The sequence below is a fragment of the Microbacterium sp. 22242 genome, assembly GCF_052045495.1.
Lineage (GTDB): Bacteria > Actinomycetota > Actinomycetes > Actinomycetales > Microbacteriaceae > Microbacterium.
On sequence record NZ_JBQEOZ010000012.1, the window covers coordinates 1 to 22,953 of the forward strand.

Genomic DNA, 22,953 nt, shown 5'->3' on the forward strand with positions numbered 1-22,953 from the left:
GAGCGGGTTCTAACGGTGGTCGCAACACCCCGAGTTTCGGGAGGTTGCGACCACCGTGTCGTTTTCAGAGGAGCAGGATCAGCGTCGGGCTGAGTTCTTCGCGTTGTTGAGTTCGGTGGGCAGTGTCTCGCTGGCAGCGCGGGAGTTGGGCATCAACCGCAACACGGCGTTCGGCTGGGCGAGGAAGGGTGGGTTCCGCTCTGGAGGGAAGTACCCCGCCCGCCCGGATCCACGTCGTGACGAGTTCGCGCGATTGCGGGCGGAGGGCATGTCGCGACGGGACGCTGCTGCCAGGGTCGGCATCCATGAGCGGACAGCCGAGGACTGGGACCATGGGGTTCGCAAGTCGCGGAACTCGCGGTTCTACCCGGACGGGCGGCGGGTGGATTACGCGACCGGGCGGGTCACGATGGAGACCATGGAAAGTCCACCACCCCTGGTTCCGGAACAGATCGGGTCCAGGTTGTTGTCCCTGATCGAGCGGGAGAAGATCGCGGATCTGCACCGGGCTGGTCTGTCGTTGCGCGCGATCGGGCGGGAGCTGGACCGACCGGCGTCCACGATCAAACGTGAGCTCGATGCGCACACGACCGATGGTCGGTATCTGCCGCACGGTGCGCACCGGGCAGCCGCCGCGGCGCGGGCGCGGCCGAAGCCGGGGCTTCTGGTCCAGCCTGGTCGGCTGAGGGACTACGTCGCGGCCGGTCTGCGAGAACAATGGTCTCCGGAGCAGATCCGCAACCGGATCCGCGAGGACCATCCTGACGATGAGGGCATGCGAGTGAGCACGGAGACGATCTACCAAGCCATCTACGTCCAAGCGCGCGGCGGCCTGAAACGCGAAATCACCGATGCTTTGCGCACCGGGCGGACCCGCCGCAAACCGCACCGGTCGCCGGAGCACCGCACCAGCCGGTTCGTCGATCCGATGGTGATGATCAGCGACCGCCCCGCGGAGGTCGAGGACCGCGCCGTCCCCGGGCACTGGGAAGGGGACCTGATCACCGGGGAACTGAACAAATCCGCGATCGTCACGCTCGTCGAACGCACCACCCGTTACGTGATGCTCGGGCACCTCCCCGGCGGGGACCACACCGCCGAGACCGTCCGTGATGTTCTCGTGGGCCTGATCGGCACCCTGCCGGAGCACCTGCGCGGGTCGTTGACCTGGGACCAGGGCGCGGAGATGGCCGGCCACAAAGCGTTTCGGATCGCGACCGGTGTCCCGGTCTACTTCTGTGATCCCGCATCGCCCTGGCAGCGCGGGTCGAACGAGAACACCAACGGACTGCTGCGGCAGTACTTCCCCAAGAGCACGGACCTGACCGTCTACGGGCCCGAGGACCTCGAACACGTCGCCCAGAAACTCAACCGCCGCCCACGCAAAACGCTCGGCTGGAAAACTCCAGCCGAGCGTCTGCTAGAACTTGTCTAGTTCAATCGGTGTTGCGACGACCCCTTGAATCCGCCAGGCGGAGCGACCGGCCCTTCGTGGTGCGTGCTTACTTCTTCTTCTTGCCCGGGGGCGCGGTCGTCGGCGCGGGCGCCGGCGCGGCGGTGGCCGGGTTCAGCGTCACGCGGTAGACCGCGGACTCGGACGTGCCGATGTAGGCGTCGGAGCCGTTCACGGCGAGAGAGCTCGAGCCGACCGGGTTCTGGATCGTGGTGGTCCCCTCCTGGAACGGCTCGCCGAGCGGGTTGGCGAACGTGGCGCGCGTCTGCCAGGTCGTTCCGTCGGTCGTGGAGGAGACGTACGACTCGCTGGCCGCCGCGTTCTGGCTCAGTGCGTACAGCACGCCGGCGGACGCGAAGAGGTCGATCACCCGGCCCGGCATCGGGACGTACGCGGGCGCGTACTTCCCCGAGGGGCGGGTGGTCGCCGGCTGCACCCAGACGCCGTAGCCGGAGCCGCTGAGGGCGAATCGGGAACCGCCCTGCACGACGTTCCCGTTGAACACCGTCGTGCGGGCGCCGTCGAAGCGGGTCCCGCCGAGGGTCCCCGGGACGTCGCGGCCGGTGAAGGTCACGCCGCCGCGCTGGGCGAAGGTGCTCCAGCTGCCGGCCGTCCAGACGTCGACGGGCTGCACCACGCCGCTGTCGAGCGTGGCCTGCGCGTAGAGAGTGTCGCCGTCGACGGTCAGCTGGTAGTAGCGGTCGTAGCCGATCGCGGCACTGCCGGAGTCGCGCCATTTCTCGATCGTCCAGGTGGCCCCGCCATCCGTGGACTTCTTGATCACGGCGAGCTCGTTCGCGGCGCCGTAGACAGCCTTGTCCGGGTTGAGGATCTGGCCGGCGAGGAAGATCGTGCTGCCGATCTTGGCGACGTCGAAGACGTGCTCGAACGGCGTGCCGAACACGTAGTGCCAGGATCCGCCCGCGTTCGTCGCATACCCGACGTTCGCATCCCAGGCGAGCTTCGGGTCGATGTCCGGTGCGTAGACGTCGCCGTCGAAGATGCGGAAGTGGTCGACCGCCTCGCCGTTGAGCGTGAAGTCGTCCGTCGCGGCGCCGGTGCCGAGGGCGTAGGACATGATCTGGGTCGGCCCGGTGTTCAGACCGTAGTCGCCGTATCCGGTGTACAGCTGGTCGCCCACGACCGCGAGGTCGCTGATCGGCATCTTCGGCCGGATGGTGTTGTCGTGGGCTGGCGCGTTCGTGGCGAACAGGACGGGGGTCGTGTCGCCGGCCATGGCCGCGGACGGGGTGAGCAGGACGCCGCCGGCGACCAGGACCGCGACGGGCAGGGCGATGGTCCGGGCGGCGGGCTTGCGGGGCGTGGGGACCGTGGTGATGCGCTGCATTGCGCTGTTCATGTTCAGGTTTCTTTCGCTGATGTCCCCAGCCGGATATCCCCTTGAGGATACCGGGATATCGGATCCGCGCCACGAGTCCGGCGTCGACGTCGTCGCGCCCGCCCGATCGGGTCCCGTCCGGATGTCCGGGGCGAGGGCTAGCGTCAGGACATGACGACTCCGCGGGGCGACGACGACCGTCGGGATGGGTTCGACTTCGACACGATCGACTTCGTCACCTCCGACACGCATTTCGGCCACGCGCGCATCAGCGAACTCGCGCAGCGCCCGTTCACGACCGTGGAGGAGATGGACGCGGAACTCGTCCGGCGGTGGAACGAGACGGTGCCGCCGGATGCGGTCGTGCTGCATCTCGGCGACCTCGCGCTCGGCCCCATCGCCGAGAGCATCGCCCGCACGGCGACACTGAACGGCCATCGGCTGCTCGTGCCGGGCAATCACGACCGCGTCTCTCCGGCGACACAGACCCGGCGCGCGGTGGAACGATTCCGCCCTGTGTACGAGGAAGCAGGCTGGACGCTGCTGCCGGAGACGCTGCGCGGCGCCCGGCGCGGACGCGTCCTGCTCGCCTCGCACTATCCGTACCACGGCGACACGCAATCCGAAGAGCGTCATGTGGCACGCCGTCCCGTGGATGAGGGGCTGCCGCTCATCCACGGGCACATCCACGCCCGGGATCGCGGATCCGATGGCCGCCAGTTCCACGTCGGCGTCGATGCTTTCGACTTCCGCCCTATCCCGTTCCGCCTGATCGACGATTGGCTGGATCGGCTGGATCGGCTGGATCGGCTGGATCGGCTGGATCGGGACGGCTGATCGGTCCGCGCGATCTGTTCAATCCTGCGTCGGCGGACGCTCGTAGCGTCGCACGGGCGGGCCGGTTCCGCGACACGTTCCATCGCGCACGTCAGGAAACGAGGTTCGATCATGGGCAAGGTCATCTGTGGCTTGGCTGTCTCCGTCGACGGCTGCATCACCGGACGCGATCCCGGACCGGGGCGCGGACTCGGCGACGGGGGCGTGCTGTTCGACTGGTACGGGAGCGGCGACGTGCCCAGCCGGGTGTTCCCCGGCTTCCGGCTCACCGCGCCCAGCGCCCGGATCTTCGATGCCCTCGCCTCCCGCGTCGGCGCGACCCTCGCCGGCCACACCACCTACACCGACTCGGACGACTTCGCAGGTGGTGGCCCGCACCCCTCGGCGCCGCTGGTCGTGCTCAGCCGCACCGCGTTCCCGCCCGCCAATAACCGGCAGACGATCGTGAGCAGCGGCATCGAGGAGGCGGTCTCGGTCGCCATCGGGCTCGCCGACGGCAAGGACGTCGGGCTGATGGGCGGCGTCCTCGTGACCGAGGCGCTGAAGGCCGGGCTCGTCGACGAGTTGATCCTGCACCAGGTCCCCGTGCTCCTCGGCGGCGGCCGGCGCTTCTTCCATGAGCTGCCGCAGCACATCCGGCTGCGCGTGCGCGAGGTCGTCTCCGCGCCCGATGTGACCCACCTGCATTACGACGTCGAGAAGCAGGACGTCGAGAAGCAGGACATCGAGAAGGCCGAGGAGCGGTGATCCTCGTCACCGGCGGTCTCGGCATGATCGGGGCGCACACCGCCGGCGCGCTCGCCGACCTCGGCGAGGACGTGCTGGTCGTCGCGCGGCGCGCGGCCGATCTGCCGTCGTTCCTCTCCGGACGGGTCGCCGTCGAGACGCTCGACCTCGGCGATCGCGACGCCTTCCTGGGCCTCGGCGACCGCCACGACATCCGGGGCATCGTGCACCTGGCGGGCAGCATCCCCGGGCCGGATCCGATCGACTTCTTCCGGCACGACACCGCCGTACTGCTCAATGCGCTCGACGCCGCGCGCACCTGGCAGGTGTCCCGATTCGCAGTGGCGAGCAGCGTCAGCGTGTACGAGGGGCGCCAGGAGAGGTCGTGGACCGAGGATCTGGCACTCCCTCTCGCAGAGCTCCCTCATGCGATCGCCGCCTTCAAGAAGGCCGTCGAGCCGATCACGATGTTCGCCCTGGCAGGCACAGGCGTGAAGCCGGTGCTACTGCGCATCGGCGGCACTTGGGGTCCGCTGATGGACGCGGAGTCGCCGTTCAACCCGATCCCGCGCACGGTCAGCGCGCTGCGGCGCGGCGAGCGACCCGCCGCCCTCAGCGAGCACGGCGACTTCTGCTACGCACCGGACGCCGGCCGGGCGATCGCGCTGCTCGCGACGGCCGACGCGCTCGCGCACGAGGTCTACAACGTCTCCAGCGGGATCCGCTGCACGGGCGAGCAGGTGACCGACGCGCTTGCCGCCGCCTTCCCGGATGGCTCGTTCGGTCCGGCCGAGGGCGGATCCGAAGACGGCGACGCTCCCCACCTCGACATCGCCCGTCTCCGCGCGGAGACGGGATTCGAGCCGGCGTTCGACGTCCCGGACGCGATCGCCCACTACGTCGCCTGGCGCGCGCAGTACCCGCGCTGAGAGTCGCGGCGGAGACCCGTTCGGCCGAGGCGGCGATCCGCGAGATCGTCGCGCTCTTCCACCGCGCCACCAGACCAGAAGGAGCATCATGACCCTGACCGCACGTCACCCCGAAGCGGTTCGGAGCGCCCTCGAATCCGTCTCACGGCTGTGGTGGCTGTGCGCGGGCGTCTCGGTCCTCGCCCTCGTCGCGGCGGCGATCCTTGCGGTCGTCGACCCCGCTGAGGTGAACTGGGTCGTATGGCTGCGCGGATCCGTCGTCGCGGCGGCGAGCCTGATCTTCGTCCTGGTGACGCGGGCCGCCGCCCGGGGGAGCCGCGCCGCGTACACGCGGATGAGGTGGATCTCGATCATCGCCCCCATCGGCATCGGCCTGATCATCGTCTCCCCGGATTCGGGCTACCCGGTCTGGATGAAGCTCGAGCAGGCCGTCGTCGGCGTGATCATCGTCGTGATCGCGGTGCTGCTCAACCGGCGCTTCATGCGCGAGTCGTTCCCGAAGGCCCGCTGACCCGGCGAGGCCGGCCGTGACCGATTCGTACGTCGAACGGGCGCCGGCTCCCGAGCTCGCCGGGGCGGTGCGGACGGTGTGGATCCAGCGCACCGGTCACGCGGCGTTCGTGCAGCGGCATCTGCCGACGGGCGGCATCGAGCTCCACGTCCCCGTGGGCGGACGCCCGCAGCTGATCGGACCCCTGACTCGGCACTGGCTCGAGCCCATCCCGCCGCGGACGACCGTGATCGGGGCGCGGTTCCTCCCCGGGGCTGCGCCGCAACTCGCCGTCCCGCTCGACGAGCTCGTGGACCAGCGGATCCCCCTCGCCGACGTGTGGGGTGCGGCGGCCGAGCGCCTGGCGGAGGAGATGGCTGCCGCGGGTAGGGCCGAGCATGCTGTCGGTGTCCTCGAGGACTTCCTGGTGCGGCGGCTGCGCATCGGAGGTGCGGATCGGGTGGTCCGCGAGGCGGTCTCGGTGCTGATGCCGTGGCGCCCGGTCGAGGTGGGAGTGGTGGCCGCGCACGTCGCTCTGTCCGAGAGCCAGCTGCGCCGCCGGTCGCTGCGGGCCGTCGGGCTGAGCCCCAAGGTGCTGCAGCGCACGCTCCGCTTCCAGGGCTTCCTCGCGCTCGCGCAGGCGGCGGCCGTGCCCAGCGGCCGGCGCGGTGCCGACGGCATCTCCGGGCTGGCGGTCGACGCGGGCTACGCGGACCAGGCGCATCTCAACCGCGAGTGCCTGCGCCTCACCGGGCTCACGCCGCGGCAGCTGCTGCACGGCGATCTCGAGCGCTGCGCCTGCGGACACGACCATTCGGCGTCGTACCTGCCGTTCCTCGCCGGGCGCGGAGCCGCCCTCGCACGTCACTGACGTCACTGACGTCACTGACGTCGCTGACGTCACTGATTACGCGCCGGCGCGGACGGGATCGTGCGGATGCGCGCTATTTAGCTTCAGTGCTAGATTGCCAACATGAGCGATGAGAACAGCGTCTTCGAGGCGCTCGCGCATCCGACGCGGAGGCAGATCCTGCAGGACCTGAAGGACGGCGAGCAGGCGGCCGGGGAGATCGCGGCGCGCTTCGCGGTGACGGGGCCGACGATCTCGCGGCATCTGCGGATCCTTCGCGGTGCCGGCCTGGTCGTCGAGCGCCGGGACGCCAACCGGATCCTGTACTCGCTCGCGAGCGACCGGCTGGCGCTCTCCGTCGGCGACTTCCTCTCGACGGTGTGCCCCGAGCAGATCGTGCTCCGCGAGGTGCGCAAGCGTCGTTCGCCTGCGGATCCCGAGCCGGCGGTCTCGCGGTGACCGTGGTGCGGCGCGTCCGCGCGCACCTGCGGCGCCGGTTGCTCGTCAGCTATCGGCTGGATCCGGAGGTCGCCAGGGAACTCGTGCCCGCGCCGCTGCGCCCACAGCTCGTGCAGGGACAGGCGCTGGCCGGCTTCTGCGTGCTCGGACTCGACGCCGTCCGCCCGTGGTGGATGCCCGGTCGATGGGGCCTGCGCTCCGAGAACGCCGCGCATCGCATCGCCGTGGAGTGGGACGAGGCCGGCGGTGCGCAGCAGGGCGTCTACATCCTCGAGCGGCACAGCTCGGCCTGGCATCCGGTGCTGTTCGGCGGACGCCTGTTCCCCGGCGTGCACCGGCACGCGCGCTTCTCCGCGGCGGAAGGCGGCGGACGCTACGCGATGACGATGGACGCGGGTGCGGCTCATCTCGATGCCGACGTGGAGGTCGGCGGTCCGTGGTCGAGCGCCCTGTTCCCCGCTGTCCAGGACGCCTCCGCCTTCTACCGCTCGGGCCACGTCGGCTGGTCGCGCGGGCATGATGGAAGGACCCTCGAGCCGGTCGCGCTCGCCGCCGAGGGGTGGGCGGTCGAGGCGGCGCAGATCCACGGCGTGCACTCGTCGTTCTTCGATGCCCTGCCGCCCGGATCCGCAGTGCTCGATCACGTCGTCGTCATGCGCGACCTGCCGATCACCATGGTGGCTGCGGATCCGCAGGGCCTGCAGCTCGGGCGGGAGTTCCTGCGCGCCGAGGCCGAGGATTGCCCGGCCGGTCTCGGTCCGCGAGGCGATCTCGGATCCACTTCTCGAGGTCATCGAGGGCCGCTCGCGCCATGCTCGTAGCATGGCCGGTGAAGCCGTGCGGTGCCGCGGGATACACCCGCAGATCGACATCGACTCGCGCCGCGGACAGCCGCCCGGCCATGGCCAGGTTGTCGTGGAGCAGGATGTCCTCCGCGCCGACGATCAGCAGCGTCGGCGGCATCCCGGTGAGGTCGGCGAAGATCGGCGAGATGTCGGGATCGGTCCGGTCTGCGGCCCGCCGGGCATAGGCCCCGAGGAACCACTCGTCGGCGATGAGGCGACCGCTCGGCGTCTGCGCGCTGAGGTCGTACGTGCCGAACTGCAGCACGGCGCCGGTGAAGGCGTCGATCCCGCGATCGCGGAGGCGGAGCGGGGCGGTCACCGCAAGGGTCGACCCGGCGGAGAACCCCGAGATCAGGAGCCGATCGGTGCCGAAACGTCCGACGGCGTTCTCGGCGAGCCAGAGCGCGGCCGTCTCGACGTCGTCGGGCGCGGCAGGCCACGGATCCTCGGGGGCGAGCCGATGGTCGACGCTGACGACCGCGACCCCGAGCGCATCCGCCAGGGCGCGGTTGCGAAGATCGTCTCGGCTGCCAGGGCCGAGGTAGAAGCCGCCGCCGTGGATCTCCAGGATCACCGCGCGCGGCGCGCCCGAGGTCGGGGTCTGGATCCGCACCGGGACCTCCCGCCCGGCGTGCATGACGCGCTCGGTGACGGCCGGTGGATCCGACGGAACCAGTGCCGGCGCCGCGGCCCGGACGTCACGGAGCTCCTGCTCGTCGCTCGGGCCCCGGCCGGTGCCGCGGCGGGCGTAGAACGCGCGCGTTTCGTCCGCCAGCGGCAGCAGGCGGGGATCGATGAGGTGCGCGAGTCCGAGCTTCACCGGATCACCCTAGCCGCGGCGCCGTGCGCATCTCATCACGGTCGTCAGCACGTCAGCACGTCAGCACGTCAGCACGTCGGCACCTCGGCACCTCGGCCGATGTCGCGGCCCGTGGGGAGGGCGCGGCCGGCGCAGTGCTCCGGTGCCGGGCGATGACGCGATCGCCGTCGACGGGACTCCGACCTCGCCGTTCCGCGCTTCGCGAGCACGAAGCCGACGGAGGACATCGCCAGCGACGCGATCGGAGCAATCCCCCCGCCCGGACGACCGGCAATTCCACGTCGGCGTCGATGCCTTCGACTTCCGTCCCGTCCCGTGCCGTTCGCCGTGATCGATGAGTGGCTGGAGGCGCTGTAGGCGCGACGTGGCCCGTCTGGCACTTCGGGACCAGGGTTCCCGGCGCGATCATAAGAGCGGTGACGACACTGAAGCGGTGAACCGTCAGGGCGGAGCCGAGTGAGCGACCATCGCCAGCGCGGGGATCTCGTCCTTCTGCTTCCGGACGTCGCGTGGCACCAGAACCGGATCCGGTGGGCACTCGCGGCAGGCTGCTTTCTGTTGATCCTTGCGGGGCCACTGCTCCTCGGCATCGTCGACGCGGTCCGCGGGACGATCGCCGACCCCGGTGGCGAGGATCCTCTCGGGCCACTGGATGTGGCCGTGATACTCGGTGGTGTCGTCTGCCTGGCCACCGCGTTCGCGCTCTTTCGCAGCGCCGCAGTCCACCGCAGGATCGCGGCCGTGCTGGTGTCGTGGCAGGCCGTCGATCGATGTGGACGTCGAGTGTCCGAGCGTCGGCTGAAGCGCCACATCGGGAGCATGGTGCGGCTGCGTCGCCGGCTGGACCGCGAAGGAGAGAGGATCGTGGAACTCTCGAGCGTGAGCGACGCTCGTCGGCGTTGGCTGCTCTACCTCGCCGCGCGGAACATGCCGGGTACCCGGCAAGAGCGGTCTGAGCGCTTCGGCGAGTCGGTTGCCGTCGACTATGAGCGTGCCCAGCGGTTGCGGTGGACCGTGGCGATCCTGAGCTGTCTCGCCGTCGTCTGCATCGGCGCGATCGCCATGATCGGATACATGCGAGACCGCTTCGTGTCATCGCCCTATCTGATCGGCCGAGAAGTGCTGGCGTTCGCGGTCATCCTGAGTCCTGTCGCCGGTGCCGTGCTGCGTCGATCGCGGCTCGGTCTGCGTCCTCTGGTGCAGCGCGTGCTGCCGGAACTGCGAACGCGGGATCCGGAGATCGATGAGAATCTCGCTCTCGCGTTGCTCGTGAAGCCGCGTCTGTACGAGGTGTGGCGTGAACTGCACCCGCTCGGTGCCGGGGAGCGCCTCAGCTTTGCGCCTCGTTCGGTGTCGCCGCCTCGGCGGTGAACGAGACCGCGTGGGCTTGCCGCCCGAGAGCGGTGAGCAGGATCACGGCGAGCGCGGCGATCCCCACGGTCGACGCCATCGCCCAGCCGTATCCCCAGTGCGGCGCGAGCGCCTGCTGGATGGGCAGGTTGAACGCCGCGATCACGTTGCCCAGCTGGTAGGTCACCCCCGGATAGAACCCGCGGATCGCGTTCGGGGACATCTCGTTGAGATGTGCCGGGATCGCACCCCATGCGCCCTGGGTCGTGAACTGGATGAGGGCGGACCCGAGGCACAGCAGGCCGGCAGTCGTCGAGAACGCGAAGATCGGGATGATCGGCAGCGTGAGCGCGGCCCCCAGGATGATCGTCGCCTTTCGGCCCCAGCGGTCGGAGAGGGATCCGAGCACGATGCATCCGATGATGGCGCCGACGTTGTACCCGACGGTGATCCACCCGGCGGTGGCCGCATCGAGCCCGGCGCCACCGTTCTCGGTGGACTTGAGGAAGGTCGGATAGATGTCCTGTGTGCCGTGGCTCATCCAGTTGAACGCCGCCATCAGTAGCACGAGGTAGACGAAACGGCGCAGCACCTTGCCGTTGAAGAAGACGCTGCGGATCGAACTGCCGCTCGCGCGCATCTTGACCCTGGTCGTCTCCCAGACCTCGGACTCGCGGACGCGGGAGCGGATGATCAGCGAGATGAGTGCGGGAAGGATGCTGAGTGCGAACATCCAGCGCCAGTTGAGGCCGAACACCGAATGGATCAGCAGAAAGGCGAGGGCTGCGAGGAGATAACCGGCCGAGTAGCCGGCCTGGAGGATGCCCGAGTAGAGCCCGCGGCGGGTGCGCGGCACCTTCTCCATGGTCAGCGCGGCACCGAGGCCCCATTCTCCGCCCATGCCGATGCCGTAGAGCAGCCGCAGGACGAACAGGACCGTGAAGTTCGGCGCGAACGCGCAGAGGAACCCGACCACGGAGTAGAAGCACACGTCGGCGATGAGCGGGATGCGCCGGCCGACGCGGTCGGCCCAGATGCCGAACAGATATGCGCCGACGGGGCGCATGATCAGGGTGATGGTGGTGAGGAACGCCATCTGCTCGAGCGGGACGTGGAACTCTTTGCCGATCTCGGCGTAGACCAGCACGATGATGAAGTAGTCGAAGGCGTCCATCATCCAGCCCAGCAACGACGCCGCGAACGCGTTGCGCTGGTCGGGGCTGAGTCGGCGGGAGGCGGCGGTGTCGGACATGGCTCTCCTCAGGATCTTCGACGATCGGCTCTCCGATTGAGAAAGCGTTTACCCGAGGGAGGTTAGACCTGTCACGAAAGGCTGTCAAACGGGATCGGCCGCCGGCACCGGCTCGCCGAGGGACAGCATCAGCCGGTTGGCCCAGTTGAAGAACGCGGCGCTCTGCACCACGTCGACGACGGCCTGGTCGTCGAGGCCGGCCGCGCGGAGCGCCTCCACATGCGCCGCCCCGAACCGCGACGGCGTGGCGGTCAGCGCCGCCGCGGCCTCGATGATCGCCGTCCAGCGCTCGTCCTGGGTGCCGTCGATCCCCTCGTCCAGGAGCCGCTGCACGTCGTCGCGGCGCGAGGGCGCCTGGATCGTCGCGAACCGCGAGTGGACCGAGGCGCAGTACAGGCAGCCGTTCACGCGCGAGGCCGCGGCCGCAGAGATCTCCCGCTCGGCGCGGCCGAGGCCGGCGTCGGTGTTGTAGAAGATGTCGTTGTCCGCGCGGGTGCGCGCTCCCAGTACGACCGGATCGCGCACGAGCAGCCGGAAGTACGGGTTCGCGGCACGGGAGCGCTCGACGAGAGCGGTGTAGTCCTCCTCGGTGAGCTCCGCCTCGGGCTTCGGCTCGAGCCACGGCACCCAGCCGAGCTCCTCCGACGTGAACACCGCCGGCGGGGTCACCTCGGGGTGACGCAGAACGTTCTCGGCCATGTCAGATCGCCTCCTTGAGGACGGTGAGGCCCGCGATCACGCGGAGCTGGAAGTGGGTGAACGCGACGAGCTGCGAGACCGTGACGACGCCGTCGGTGCTCCAGCCGGCGTCGAGCAGCGTCTGCAGCGCGTCCGGACTGGCATCCCTGGGACGGTAGGTCAGCAGATGCGCGTGCTCGAGCGCCGCGGCGATCCGATCTCCGACGACCGCGCGCAGGTCGGCCGGCGTGGTCCAGCGCAAGCCGTCCTCGTCCTCGACGCTCAGCGGCCCCTCGGGATAGGAGCCGTACGGCCCCGTGGTCAGCGCACCCGGCAGCGAGGCATCGATCGCTTCGCGCAGGGACGGATCGATCGCGTCGAGCAGCGCACGGTAGTGGCCGGCGAGGCCCTCGGCGCGGCTGAGCGCGGCGACCCAGTACCCGATCGCGGCGCGCTCCGCCGCGCTCGCCCGCACCAGGTCGGCGGGGGCGGTGACGAGCCCGTCGTACGTCGCCTGGGCGTCGCTGCGGGCGACGGGGCGCTTCGCCCGCAGCGCGTCCAGTGGGCTGCCCGGGGCGATCCCGACCAGGGTGTCGATGAGATCAGACATGGCTCTCCTCTGCGATGGCGTCCACGGACTCGGCGTCGGAACCGTCGGCCGCTGTCCCCCGACTCCAGCCGAGCGCCGGGGCGACCTCGGCGGCGATCAGCTCGAGCGAGCGCAGCAGCACCGCGTGCGGCGGATCCACCGGGTGGGACTGGAAGACGATGTCGGTCGCGGAAGTGAGCACGTGGTCCTGCGCGAGCTCCTCGACGATCCGCTGCGGCGTGCCGACGTGCAGGTCGAACAGGATCCGCAGCTCCTCGTCGCTCGCGCCCTCCGGGACCTGGATCCCGAGTGCGCGGGCGGAGGGCAGGGAGCGCTCGATGCCGCGTCGCACGAGCGGCGCGACGTCGGCCTCATCGTCGACCACGACGAGGCCGCGGGAGGCGAACGTGCGCGGCGCCACGCCCTCCGGCAGGGCTGCTGTGTACGCGTCGATGACGAGGCGCTGAGTGTCCGCGAGGGCGGTGACGCCGGATCCGACGGTGTGCGGTTGCGACTTCGACAGCATGAGCCCGGATCCGGCTGCCCCGATCCGCGTCGCGCCCTCGGGCGAGAACGTCGCCTGCCAGAGCGTGTCGAGCAGCCCGGGCGCGGCGGGGTAGAGCGCCCCGCCGTCCGCGGTGACCTCGTCGCCGCGCAGCGTCTGCTGCAGCCGGGCGAGGTGGCGCGCGTAGATGGCGCCGCGCTCCTTCGGGTCGTGCCCGAACGGCGGGAACGAGCTCGGCGTGCCGCCGCTGCCGATCCCGAGCTCGAAGCGGCCGCCGCTCAGCAGCGACAGCACCGCGGCATCCTCTGCGACGCGCACCGGCTCCTCGAGCGGCAGCGTCACGATGCTCGTGCCGAGCACGATGCCGGTCGTCCGCGCGGAGGCGTGCGCGAGGAACACGAACGGCGAGGGCAGGCCGCCCTCGGCCTCGTGGAAGTGATGCTGCGCCACCCACGCCGTGTCGAACCCGAGCCTCTCCGCGGTGCGGATCTGCTCGAGGGCGAGCCGGTAGCGCTCGGCGGGCGGGGCGTCGTCGAGCACCCGGGTGAAGAATCCGAGTCTGGGGTTGCCTGCGGTCATGAGCCGCTCCTTCCGAGGTAGGCCTCCTGGATGCGGGGGTCGTGCAGGAGCTCCTGCGCCGACCCCTCGGCGACGATCTCGCCCGTCGCCAGGACGTAGCCGCGGGACGCGATCGACAGCGCGAGCTCCGCCTGCTGCTCCACGAGCAGCACCGCGACGCCGAGCTCGCGGTTGAGTCGCGCGATCTCGTCGAGCACCTGATCCACGAGCTTGGGCGACAGCCCCATGGTGGGCTCGTCCATGCAGATCAGCCGCGGCCGGCTCATCAGCGCCCGGGCGAACGCGAGCATCTGCTGCTCGCCGCCGGAGAGCGTGCCCGCTTCCTGGCGTCGTCGTTCGGCGAGGCGCGGGAAGTGCTCCCGCATCCGCTCGATGTCCTCCGCGATCCCGGCGCGGTCGCGACGCGTGTAGGCACCCGCGTACAGGTTCTCGTCCACGGTCATCTGCGGGAACACCCGCCGCGCCTCGGGCACGCTCGCGATCCCGGCCCGCACCCGGCGCGCCGTGGACTGGTGGGTGATGTCGGCGCCCGCGAACGCGATCCGCCCGCCCTTGACGCGGTTCAGCCCGAGGATCGACTTCATGGTCGTCGACTTGCCGGACGCGTTGCCGCCCAGCAGTGACACGATCTCGCCCTCGCCGATGTGGATGGACACTCCGCGCAGCGCATGGAACGGGCCGTAGTAGACGTCGACGGCGTCCAGGCTCAGCAGCTCGCTCATGCGGGTCCCTCCTCGCCGTCGCTCGCTTGCGGGTTCTCTCGCCGCCGGCCGAGATAGGCCTCGATCACGGCAGGGTCGTTGCGCACGGTCTGCGGGTCGCCCTCGGCGATGATCCGCCCGCCGTCCATCACGATCACCCGGTCGGACACCGTCATCACGAGGTCGAGCTTGTGCTCGACGAGCAGGATCGTCTGCCCGGATGCCTTGAGCTCGAGCAGCTGGGCGAGCACCTCCGCGGTCTCGGACTGGTTCATGCCGGCGGTCGGCTCGTCGAGCACGAGCAGCTTCGGCTGCAGCGCGAGCGCTCGCGCGATCTCGGTGCGCCGGCGGTTGGCGTAGCTCAGCGTGTACGCCGGATCGTTCCGCCGCGGTCCCAGCCGGGACTCGAACCGGTCGACCTCGAGAGCCACGACCGCGTCGATCTCGGCCCGCTCGCGGCGCGCCGCCGGGGTGCCGAAGATCGCGACGAACAGCTCCGCGAGCAGCGGGATCCAGCGCAGCAGGAACAGGTGCGAGAGCCGGCGGAACGGCCGGTGCGCGTGCAGCTGGGAGTGGATCCCGACTTCGATGTTGTCGGCGACGGACAGCGTGGCGAACACGCGCCCGTTCTGGAAGGTGCGCGCGATGCCGTGCTCGGCGATGTCGACCGTCTTGGCGTGGTCGATGCGGGTGCCGTCGAGTGCGATCGTGCCGCCGTGCGCGGGGATCGTGCCGGTGACGAGGTTGAGCGTCGTCGTCTTGCCGGATCCGTTGGGTCCGATGATCGAGACGACCTCGTGCGGCTGCACCCGGAACGAGACGCCGTCGACGGCGCGCACGCCCTCGAAGTGGCGCTGCAGGTCGGTGACATCGAGCAGCGCGGTCATGAGTTCCTCACCAGGACGCCGCCGGGCCGGAAGCGCACGACGAGGATGAGCACGAGGCCGTAGACGATGATCCGCCACTCCGGGGTGAAGCGCAGCAGCTCCATCGCCCCGATCAACACGATCGATCCCACGACCGCGCCGTAGGGCAGGCCGACGCCGCCGAGGATCACGATCGTGACGACGAGCAGCGACATCATCATCGTGAACATCGTGGTGTCGATGTAGGTGTACTGATGCGCGAGCAGGGATCCGCCGATGCCGGCGAAGAACGCCGAGATCGCGAAGGCGAGGGCCTTGTAGTCCCGCACCCGCACGCCCGAGGCGAGCGCGGCGACCTCGTCGGATCCGACCGAGGAGATGATCCTGCCGAGGTGCGAGCGCCGGATCCGCCACATCACCAGCAGCGTGAGCACGAGCACCACGAAGTCGATGAGGTAGTACGCGACCGGGGCGTTCAGCTCGACGCCTGCGATCGACGGGACCGGGATCCCGTACACACCCTGCGGCACGATGAGCTGGATCACGGCGACGATCGCGACGCCGAGGCCGAGCGTGGCGATCGAGATGTAGTGGCCCTTCACGCCCCAGATCGGCGAGGCCAGGACCGAAGCGATGACCGCGGCACCGATGCCTGCGAGCGGCAGCGCGAGCCAGAACGACAGGTGCAGGTGCACGCTCAGCAGCGCGGAGAGGTAGGCGCCGATCGCGATCGGGCCCGCCTGGCCGAGCGCGAGCACGCCCGCCTGCCCCGCCGTGACGGTGAACCCGGCGGCGATGATCGCGTAGATCAGCACCTGGGTCCCGGTCGTGAGCACGTAGGTGTCGGCGAGGATCGGCACCAGCACGCCGAGCACGACGAACGCGGCAGCCCACACCCAGCGCGGGATCCGCAACGGGCGACCCTTGCCGAGGAACGTCCCGGTGAGCGGCTCGGTGGAGATGAGCGGCACCCGGCCGAGCAGACCGCCCGGCCGCACGATGAGCACGATCAGCAGCACGACGAACACGATGATCTGCCGCGAGGCGTCGCCGAACCAGTAGATCCCGAACGCCTCCAGGATGCCCAGCACGAACCCGCCCACGACCGCGCCGACCAGCGATCCCAGCCCGCCGAGCGCAGCGGCCACGAACGCCGTCATGCCGATGTTCATACCCGAGGTGGGGTTCACGACGCCGATGTAGAGCGAGAAGAAGATGCCGGCGAGACCGCCCAGTCCCGACGCGATCACGAACGAGATGTTCTGCACGGATCCGACCGGGATGCCCATCTGCAGGGCGGCCTCCTGGTCCTGGGCGGTCGCACGGATCGCCCGCCCGGTGCGGCCGAACTTGAGGAACAGCGACATCGCGACCATGACGACCGCGGTGACGCCGAGCATCACCAGGTCGCTGGTGCCGAAGCGCATGTTCCCGAGGTGCAGGTTCGAGGTGGGCAGCACCTGCGGGAAGGAGCGGAACTGCGCAGAGAACGCGAGCTGGGATCCGTTGTCCAGGATCTGCGCGACCGCGTACGTGGACAGCATGGCGGCCAGCGGCAGGAACTTCGCGAGGGGGCGCACCACGGCGATGTTGATCACGAGGCCGAGCGCGGCGCAGATGACGAGCACGAGCGGCAGCGCGATCCAGAACGGCTGCTGCAGCTGCACGACGAAGAACCAGGCGAGCATCGCGCCGAGCCCGAAGAAGGAGAACTGCGCGAAGTTGACGACGTTCATGACGCCGAAGACGAGCGAGATGCCGACCGCTCCGAGGGCGTAGACGTTCCCTCGGAGCAGGCCGGCGATCAGGGTGTCGAGCATGCGGCGGTCAGCCCTGGAGCGCGGCCCAGGCGCCGTTCTTCAGCACGACCGGGGTCAGCTGCGGCGAGGCGACGCGACGGGTCGAGGGGTCGAAGGTGATCTTCCCGTAGATGACGCTGGGGACGTCCTTGACGGCCTTGAAGCCCTTCAGGATGCCGGCGCGGTCGGTCCCGCCCTTCTTCGCCGCCGCGACGGCGACGTGCAGCGCGTCGTACGCGTTGGCCTCGAAGAGGGTGACCTCCTTCTCCTCCGGGTACTTCTTCTTGAACGCCTTCACGAACGCCTGCACCTCGGGGTTCGGGCTGCTGGAGACGAACTCGGTGCCGATGACGGACCCCTCCGCGTCGGGCGTGCCGTCGAAGGACTGCTCGTCCTGGCCGCCGTAGAACGTGCCCGTGAAGCCGATCGCGCGCAGCTGCGTCACGAGCTTGGCGGCGTCGGGGCCGTACCCGATGTGCGCGAACGCCTTCGGGCTGCCGGCGACCGCCTTGGTGAGCGAGGGGCGGTAGTCGTCGGACGCGGGGTCGATCGCCTCCGCATCGGTGATCTTCAGGCCGATCTTGTCGGCCTCGGCCTTGAAGGCCTGGAACGCGGGGATGCCCCAGTCGGCGGTGTTCAGGTAGGTCACGCCGATCGAGTCGACGCCCTGCTTCTTGATGTAGTCGGCGGTCCACGCGTAGGTCGCGCTCGTGGTGATCGAGGTCGACCACTGGTACTCGGTGCCCTTGGCGGTGAAGTCGGGGTTGGAGTTGTTGAAGCCGTACTGCATCAGCTTCGCGGACGTGTAGATCGGCGAGGCCGGGATCGACGCCGCCGACGAGTAGTCGCCGAACACGAGCGAGATCTGCGGGTCGTTCACGAACTTCTGCGCGACCGTCACCGACTGCTTCGGGTCGGACTGCGAGTCCTCGTATTTGAGTGCGACCGGGTGCCCGTCGATTCCGCCGTCCTTGTTGACCTCCTCGACAGCGAGGTCGAACGCCTTCTTGAACTGCTCGCCGTACTGCGCGTACTGGCCGGTCTGCGCGGCCGAGACGCCGAAGTAGACGGTGCTGCCGGCCGAGGCGCCGCTGGAGGGGCCGCCCGCGGAGGCGGTGAGGCTGCACCCGGCGAGCGTCACGGCGGCGGCCGCGGCCATGAGCCCGGTGATCGCGATGCGTCGAGTCTTCCCTGCCATGGTGGCCTCCCTCAGGTCGTCGCACCCGGACCGGTGCGTTCGGACGCCGTGCGATGGACGGCGCCCCGCGGTCGCCCGCGGTGCGGGTCGACCCGGGCGTGACTCCACCGTCACACGGTCGAGGCGTCGTGTGCTGTTGTGTGTCGGTTTTCGACGGCGTGTGACGTCATGGGAATGCGGCGGGTGGCGGACGGTGTTCGGGATGGGCGGAGTCTGCACCTCCGGCCGTGACAAGTCTCCTTGACAGCGCTTCGGTGCCGGACGTAGCCTGACACCATGACAAGCGACCTTGACACGGCGGGGGAGTCCCCCTCCGAAGTCCATCGGCGGCGGCGTTTCCAGATCCGCATCTGGATCGGATCCGGACTCTTCGTGCTGTCGTTGTTCGCGCTGTCCGCGTGGGGTCATCAGCAGACGCCGTGGCGGTGGGTGCTCGTGGTGCTGCCGCTGATCCCGTTCCTCTGGATGGTGATCGTCACGGTGCTGCGGGTGCGCGAGATGGACGAGTGCCAGGTGAAGCTGTTCTTCCCTGGTCTCGCGGTCGGCTTCATCGTGGCCTTGCTGGCTTCGGTCACGTTCGGCGTGCTCAGCTCCGCCGGGCTTGCGGTGCCGAACGGGGGATGGTTGATCTGCGTGGTCAGCGTGCTGGCGTGGCAGGTCACGAACGTGCTCAGCAACGCCCCTCGCGCCTGATGCAGAACCGGATCCGCGCCGAACGCGAGGAGCGGGGCTGGACGCAGGCCGGGCTCGCCGAGCAGCTGGACGTGTCGCGCCAGACCGTGGTTGCGCTCGAGACGGGCAGGTACGATCCGTCGCTGCCCCTGGCGTTCCGCATCGCCGCGGTGTTCGGCAAGCGCATCGAGGAGCTGTTCACCCCGGCGGCGAAGCCCGCGAGCAGGAGGTAGACCGCGCCGCTGTGCTCGGCTGGGTCACGAACGGCCGGCGGGGCACGCGGCGACCGGTCGGCCCTGCTCGGCGTGGACGCGGTTGCTTCAGGCGCCCGCGCCGGGTGCGTTCCGTCCGTTGCGGGAGCGTGCCGCGAGGAGGATCCGCGAGCGACGGTGCTCCTCGGTGAGGTCGTGCCGCCGCGCGTGCAGGAGATCCTGCACGTCGATGCGCCCGATGACGGCGCCGGTCTCGTCGACGACCGCGGCGGAGGACTTCCCGGTCTCGGCGAACCGGTACGCGACCGCACGGAGGGTGTCGCTGGAGCGCACGCACTCGGCATCGGCGGTGGCGGACGCCGGATGGGACAGGGGCGTCATGACCTCCCGGACGAAGAACGTCTCCAGCGGATCGGTCGAGTACTCGCGGGTGAGGTGCAGGTTGCGGCGCGCGATCTTCTCGGTGAGGACGGACCGCTTGAGCAGCAGGACCGAGAGCGCGTAGGCGGACGTCGACGCGATCACCAGGGGGAGCAGCGCGCCCCAGGCGTGGGTCAGCTCGAGCGTGAAGACGACGCCGGTCAGCGGTGATCGCATCACTCCGCCGACGACGGCGGCCAGCCCGCACATCGCCCAGAAGCCCGGGATCGCCGCGGGGAAGATCGTGCCTTCCAGCGCACCCAGGGCGCCGCCGATCATGAAAACCGGCGCGAGCACGCCACCGGAGGTGCCGGATCCCAGGGACAGAGACCAGATCAGCGTCTTGACGACCAGGATCCCGAGGATGAGGCTCAGCGTCGCCCGCCCGGTGAGCAGCTCATCGATGACGTCGTAGCCGACGCCGAGCGCACGGGGCTCGACGAGGCCGCCGAGGCCGATGATCAGGCCTCCGATGGCCGGCCACCACATCCAGTGCACCGGCAGCTTCTGGAACGCGTCCTCCGCACGGTAGACGAGCCAGGTCGCGGCGATCGCGAGCAGGCCGCCGGTGAGTCCCGCGGCGACCGCGAACACCTCGATCGCGGGAGTCAGGTGCAGGCCGGTCGCGTCCACGGGGAAGACCGGTGCGTCGCCGAGCAGGAAGCCGCGCACGACCGTTCCGACCGCCACGGCGGCGACCGTGGGCACGAAGCTGCGAGGGCGCCATTCGAACAGCAGCAGCTCGACGGCGAGCAGGATCGCGGCCAGCGGCGAGTTGAACGTCGCGGCCATGCCAGCCGCCGCGCCGGCGACCAGCAGGGTCTTGCGCTCGTCCGCGCTCAGGTGCACCAGCTGCGCGAGCATCGAGCCGAGGGCCCCGCCGGTCATGATGATCGGGCCCTCGGCGCCGAACGGGCCGCCCGTGCCGATGCTCACGGCGGCGGATATCGGCTTCAGCGCCGCGACCTTCGGCTGCACGATGCTCCCGCCGATGAGGATCGCCTCGATCGCCTCCGGCATGCCGTGCCCGCGGATCTTCTCCGAGCCATACCGGGCCATCATCCCCACGATCAGGCCGCCCACGATCGGGGCGCCGAGGATCAGCCACCACGGATGCGGGCCGGACCCCGGAGCGACGAGCGTCGTGTCCCAGCGCCAGAAGAAGACGAGATTCGTGGTCAGGCCGATCAGGCGGAGCAGCGCCCAGGCCGCGAGGGCGCCGAGCGCGCCGATCGGGAGCGCAAGGGCGGTGATCAGCAGCATCCGGGGCCGCACGGCGAAGTCGCCCAGGGCCGCCTGCCGGACTCGCGTGGCCCCGCTCACAGCGCCACCGGCCCGGGAAAGCCGCTCGAATACGAGGCGGCAGCCGTTTCGGCGAACTGCTCGAGGCCGGCGGTCGTGGCCGAGCGCAGCTCCGGGTCGAGACCTGCCAGGAGCCGGCCGAGCTCCTCATGCCGCCACGCGAGAACGCGATCCACCAGCCGGCGACCGGCCTGGCTGAGCTCGAGCGTGACGACGCTGCGGGAGTGCTCGTCCGAACCGCGCGTCACGTAGCCTTCGTGGACCAGGCGGTCGGCGAGGCGCGTGACGGAGGAGGCGTTCACTGCGAGCGCGTGCGCGACCCGCGTGGATGGCGCGCGGCCGAGGTCGTTCAACGCGAGCAGCATGCGGAACTTCGGCAGCGAGAGTTCGTCGCCGGCCACATCCAGGCTGCGCAGCGCGATGCCGATCAGATCTCGGCCGGCGGCATGGAATGCACGCACCTCCCGCTCCGACGGGAGCGGCCGGGGGGCGGCGGAGTGAGGTTCTTGCATATAACAAGGGTTGCATACTGCAAGAGGTGGGCAGCGCCTCGAACGTCACCGCGCGTAACCTCTTACGGCGGTGTCGTCGTGGCCGTCGTCGTGGCGTCTTGCGGGGTCCACGCAGGCGACGGTATGGATCGCGATGATGTCCGCGTGCGCGACACCGACGACGGCGAGCGGGGGCGGGTCCGCGGCGCCGCGATCCGGATGGAGCTGGAGCTGGCGCTAGCGACCCCCAGTTTGGTCGCGGGCGTTGCGCCGCGCTGCCTCGCTCGACGATCGGGTGAGCGGCATCGAAGGACCAGTTGAGAAGTCATCCCCACCAGGGAAGCGATTCCGAGCGATCACCGTATGGATCGGACTTGCATGGATCCGGGTGACCTTTCGATTTTCAGTTGGATTCGGCGAGGTAGCAGGTGCTCGTTGGTCGCGGTTGTCCGCGTGATTCCGCGGAAGTTGTCGCGGTTGGTCACGGCTGGTTGAGGGTGGTATCAAGGGAGCTACCGGCACGGAACCGGCACACCGATCGCGCTGGCGCGGTTGCTGAGTGCGCAGTAGGTTCGCATCTAAAACCAACGAAGCCGCTTCGCTGGCCGATCCATCCACAGTCTGTCGTTGTGAAGTAGAGTGTGAAGCGTGATGACTGAGTCTGAGGGGCCCTTCGCCCGCGAGCACCCGGAAGTTCATCTCGATCGCGCGCCACTTGTGCGCGTGCTGTGTCAGGTGCAGTGGCCTGAGCACACGCTACTGTCGACGCGTTTCTCGACGGTCTCGGACGAGATCGGGACCAGGCTATCGGACGAGTATCCGCTAAGCCCAGTCTCGCAGGGCATTGCGTTTGAGCTGGACGCTCAGACCGGTCAGGTTCGCCCTCAGGCTGTCCCGGCGGTTCGGCAGTGGGTGTCAGTGGACGACTCCTGGAGTGTCCATTTTGCGCCCACATTCGTAACACTCGAGAATCGTGGGGCCTACACTTCGCGGAAGGACATGACGCAGCGCTTCGCTCGAATATTGGATGTAGTGTCTGAACTGACCAGTCTTCCCGCGGCGCAGCGCGTCGGATGGCGATACGTCAATCGTATTAGTGATCCCTCGGAGTACAAGGATCTTCACGAGCTGGTTCACGCGACCGTGCTTGGCGCTGGCGCCGTCCCCGCTCCGGACAACGTCGAGCTTGTCCACTCGTTTAGCGAGTCGCTGTTTCGTTCGGATCGCGGAAATCTGCTCGCTAAGTGGGGGTTCATGCCACCGAATGCCATCCACGATGCTAGCCTTGCCGCGGTTGCCGATCCGAGCTGGGTATTGGACATTGACGCTTTTGATGAGACGCGTAGCGCGTTTGAGCCTGCACAATTGCTAAGTCGGCTTGAGGGCCTCGCGGTATTGGCATACGGGTTCTTCCGCTGGTCAGTGAAAGACTCGTTCATCGAGAGATTCGGGGGTTGAGCAATGCTCACGACGCTTGATGCACCGTCGCGCGCTCCGGGTGCTACCAGTGGTGACTATTCGCGCCCCTCACTCCACCCGAAGCCCGCGCCAGTCCTGTTTTTTGTCGTCGGGGCAGCGACGGCAACATCCG

General features: G+C 69.4%; 23 protein-coding genes and 1 pseudogene. 12 read left to right on the forward strand and 12 right to left on the reverse strand.

The genetic code is table 11. The features are described from left to right. Positions 1 to 268 precede the first annotated feature (268 nt). A complete protein-coding gene (locus ACTJJZ_RS13140; RefSeq protein WP_440721084.1) occupies positions 269 to 1,435 on the forward strand; it encodes an IS30 family transposase in 1,167 nt (388 codons plus the stop codon). Between the two features lie 67 nt (positions 1,436 to 1,502). On the opposite strand, the gene ACTJJZ_RS13145 is transcribed toward ACTJJZ_RS13140, so the two are convergent. Beyond that, positions 1,503 to 2,813 carry a hypothetical protein gene (locus ACTJJZ_RS13145; protein ID WP_440721639.1) on the reverse strand — a complete coding sequence of 437 codons (1,311 nt, stop codon included), beginning with the start codon at positions 2,811 to 2,813 and terminating at the stop codon, positions 1,503 to 1,505. 150 nt (positions 2,814 to 2,963) lie between these two features. Between ACTJJZ_RS13145 and ACTJJZ_RS13150 the strand changes: the two genes are divergently transcribed. The 7 genes and pseudogenes from ACTJJZ_RS13150 to ACTJJZ_RS13180 all read left to right on the forward strand — a co-directional run. Next, a complete protein-coding gene (locus ACTJJZ_RS13150; RefSeq protein ID WP_440721640.1) occupies positions 2,964 to 3,629 on the forward strand; it encodes a metallophosphoesterase in 666 nt (221 codons plus the stop codon). A 111-nt stretch (positions 3,630 to 3,740) separates the two neighbouring features. Next, complete coding sequence (locus ACTJJZ_RS13155) at positions 3,741 to 4,376, forward strand: dihydrofolate reductase family protein (protein ID WP_440721641.1); 636 nt, start codon at positions 3,741 to 3,743, stop codon at positions 4,374 to 4,376. Next, positions 4,373 to 5,284: an NAD-dependent epimerase/dehydratase family protein gene (locus ACTJJZ_RS13160; protein ID WP_440721642.1), complete on the forward strand. Its 912-nt coding sequence runs from the start codon at positions 4,373 to 4,375 to the stop codon at positions 5,282 to 5,284. The genes ACTJJZ_RS13155 and ACTJJZ_RS13160 overlap by 4 nt, the downstream gene beginning before the upstream one ends. 88 nt (positions 5,285 to 5,372) lie before the next feature. Then, the gene (locus ACTJJZ_RS13165; protein ID WP_440721643.1) at positions 5,373 to 5,795 is read left to right on the forward strand and encodes a hypothetical protein; all 423 of its coding nucleotides are present in this window, start codon (positions 5,373 to 5,375) and stop codon (positions 5,793 to 5,795) included. A gap of 16 nt (positions 5,796 to 5,811) precedes the next feature. Further along, entirely contained in the window at positions 5,812 to 6,645 is an 834-nt protein-coding gene (locus tag ACTJJZ_RS13170) for a DUF6597 domain-containing transcriptional factor (protein WP_440721644.1), read from the forward strand. 102 nt (positions 6,646 to 6,747) lie between these two features. Further along, positions 6,748 to 7,083: a metalloregulator ArsR/SmtB family transcription factor gene (locus ACTJJZ_RS13175; protein WP_440721645.1), complete on the forward strand. Its 336-nt coding sequence runs from the start codon at positions 6,748 to 6,750 to the stop codon at positions 7,081 to 7,083. Between the two features lie 5 nt (positions 7,084 to 7,088). Continuing rightward, positions 7,089 to 7,664 (forward strand): annotated as a pseudogene (locus ACTJJZ_RS13180) (DUF2071 domain-containing protein); the annotation flags it as partial. An 88-nt stretch (positions 7,665 to 7,752) separates the two neighbouring features. Here ACTJJZ_RS13180 and ACTJJZ_RS13185 read toward each other — a convergent pair. Next, positions 7,753 to 8,748: an alpha/beta hydrolase gene (locus tag ACTJJZ_RS13185; protein ID WP_440721646.1), complete on the reverse strand. Its 996-nt coding sequence runs from the start codon at positions 8,746 to 8,748 to the stop codon at positions 7,753 to 7,755. A gap of 456 nt (positions 8,749 to 9,204) precedes the next feature. Between ACTJJZ_RS13185 and ACTJJZ_RS13190 the strand changes: the two genes are divergently transcribed. Then, positions 9,205 to 10,119 (forward strand): hypothetical protein, encoded by a 915-nt coding sequence (locus tag ACTJJZ_RS13190; protein WP_440721647.1) that lies wholly within the window; start codon positions 9,205 to 9,207, stop codon positions 10,117 to 10,119. Here the strand turns inward: ACTJJZ_RS13190 and ACTJJZ_RS13195 are convergent. The 8 genes from ACTJJZ_RS13195 to ACTJJZ_RS13230 form a co-directional block, all read right to left on the reverse strand. Beyond that, positions 10,079 to 11,350 carry an MFS transporter gene (locus tag ACTJJZ_RS13195; protein ID WP_440721648.1) on the reverse strand — a complete coding sequence of 424 codons (1,272 nt, stop codon included), beginning with the start codon at positions 11,348 to 11,350 and terminating at the stop codon, positions 10,079 to 10,081. The two genes, ACTJJZ_RS13190 and ACTJJZ_RS13195, sit on opposite strands and share 41 nt — an antisense overlap. 84 nt (positions 11,351 to 11,434) lie before the next feature. Beyond that, a complete protein-coding gene (locus tag ACTJJZ_RS13200; protein ID WP_440721649.1) occupies positions 11,435 to 12,049 on the reverse strand; it encodes an alkylhydroperoxidase domain protein in 615 nt (204 codons plus the stop codon). A gap of 1 nt (position 12,050) precedes the next feature. After that, positions 12,051 to 12,638: a CMD domain protein gene (locus tag ACTJJZ_RS13205; protein ID WP_440721650.1), complete on the reverse strand. Its 588-nt coding sequence runs from the start codon at positions 12,636 to 12,638 to the stop codon at positions 12,051 to 12,053. Beyond that, entirely contained in the window at positions 12,631 to 13,701 is a 1,071-nt protein-coding gene (locus ACTJJZ_RS13210) for a putative FMN-dependent luciferase-like monooxygenase (protein WP_440721651.1), read from the reverse strand. The genes ACTJJZ_RS13205 and ACTJJZ_RS13210 overlap by 8 nt, the downstream gene beginning before the upstream one ends. Beyond that, a complete protein-coding gene (locus ACTJJZ_RS13215; RefSeq protein WP_440721652.1) occupies positions 13,698 to 14,423 on the reverse strand; it encodes an ABC transporter ATP-binding protein in 726 nt (241 codons plus the stop codon). Before ACTJJZ_RS13215 ends, ACTJJZ_RS13210 begins: the two co-directional genes overlap by 4 nt. Continuing rightward, positions 14,420 to 15,289, reverse strand: a complete 870-nt coding sequence (locus tag ACTJJZ_RS13220) for an ABC transporter ATP-binding protein (protein WP_440721653.1) — start codon at positions 15,287 to 15,289, stop codon at positions 14,420 to 14,422. The genes ACTJJZ_RS13215 and ACTJJZ_RS13220 overlap by 4 nt, the downstream gene beginning before the upstream one ends. Beyond that, positions 15,286 to 17,088, reverse strand: a complete 1,803-nt coding sequence (locus ACTJJZ_RS13225; protein ID WP_440721654.1) for an ABC transporter permease — start codon at positions 17,086 to 17,088, stop codon at positions 15,286 to 15,288. Before ACTJJZ_RS13225 ends, ACTJJZ_RS13220 begins: the two co-directional genes overlap by 4 nt. Before the next feature lie 7 nt (positions 17,089 to 17,095). Continuing rightward, the gene (locus ACTJJZ_RS13230) at positions 17,096 to 18,265 is read right to left on the reverse strand and encodes an ABC transporter substrate-binding protein (protein WP_440721655.1); all 1,170 of its coding nucleotides are present in this window, start codon (positions 18,263 to 18,265) and stop codon (positions 17,096 to 17,098) included. Between the two features lie 276 nt (positions 18,266 to 18,541). Here ACTJJZ_RS13230 and ACTJJZ_RS13235 point away from each other — a divergent pair, with 276 nt between their 5' ends. Beyond that, positions 18,542 to 18,958: a hypothetical protein gene (locus tag ACTJJZ_RS13235; RefSeq protein ID WP_440721656.1), complete on the forward strand. Its 417-nt coding sequence runs from the start codon at positions 18,542 to 18,544 to the stop codon at positions 18,956 to 18,958. Beyond that, the gene (locus ACTJJZ_RS13240; RefSeq protein WP_440721657.1) at positions 18,958 to 19,170 is read left to right on the forward strand and encodes a helix-turn-helix transcriptional regulator; all 213 of its coding nucleotides are present in this window, start codon (positions 18,958 to 18,960) and stop codon (positions 19,168 to 19,170) included. Before ACTJJZ_RS13235 ends, ACTJJZ_RS13240 begins: the two co-directional genes overlap by 1 nt. An 87-nt stretch (positions 19,171 to 19,257) precedes the next feature. Here ACTJJZ_RS13240 and ACTJJZ_RS13245 read toward each other — a convergent pair whose 3' ends face one another. Beyond that, on the reverse strand, positions 19,258 to 20,892 hold the full coding sequence (locus ACTJJZ_RS13245; protein ID WP_440721658.1) for a chloride channel protein: 1,635 nt from the start codon (positions 20,890 to 20,892) through the stop codon (positions 19,258 to 19,260). Next, complete coding sequence (locus ACTJJZ_RS13250; protein ID WP_440721659.1) at positions 20,889 to 21,332, reverse strand: MarR family winged helix-turn-helix transcriptional regulator; 444 nt, start codon at positions 21,330 to 21,332, stop codon at positions 20,889 to 20,891. The genes ACTJJZ_RS13245 and ACTJJZ_RS13250 overlap by 4 nt, the downstream gene beginning before the upstream one ends. A 681-nt stretch (positions 21,333 to 22,013) precedes the next feature. Between ACTJJZ_RS13250 and ACTJJZ_RS13255 the strand changes: the two genes are divergently transcribed. Continuing rightward, positions 22,014 to 22,820 (forward strand): TIGR04255 family protein, encoded by an 807-nt coding sequence (locus ACTJJZ_RS13255; protein WP_440721743.1) that lies wholly within the window; start codon positions 22,014 to 22,016, stop codon positions 22,818 to 22,820. Positions 22,821 to 22,953: the final 133 nt, after the last annotated feature.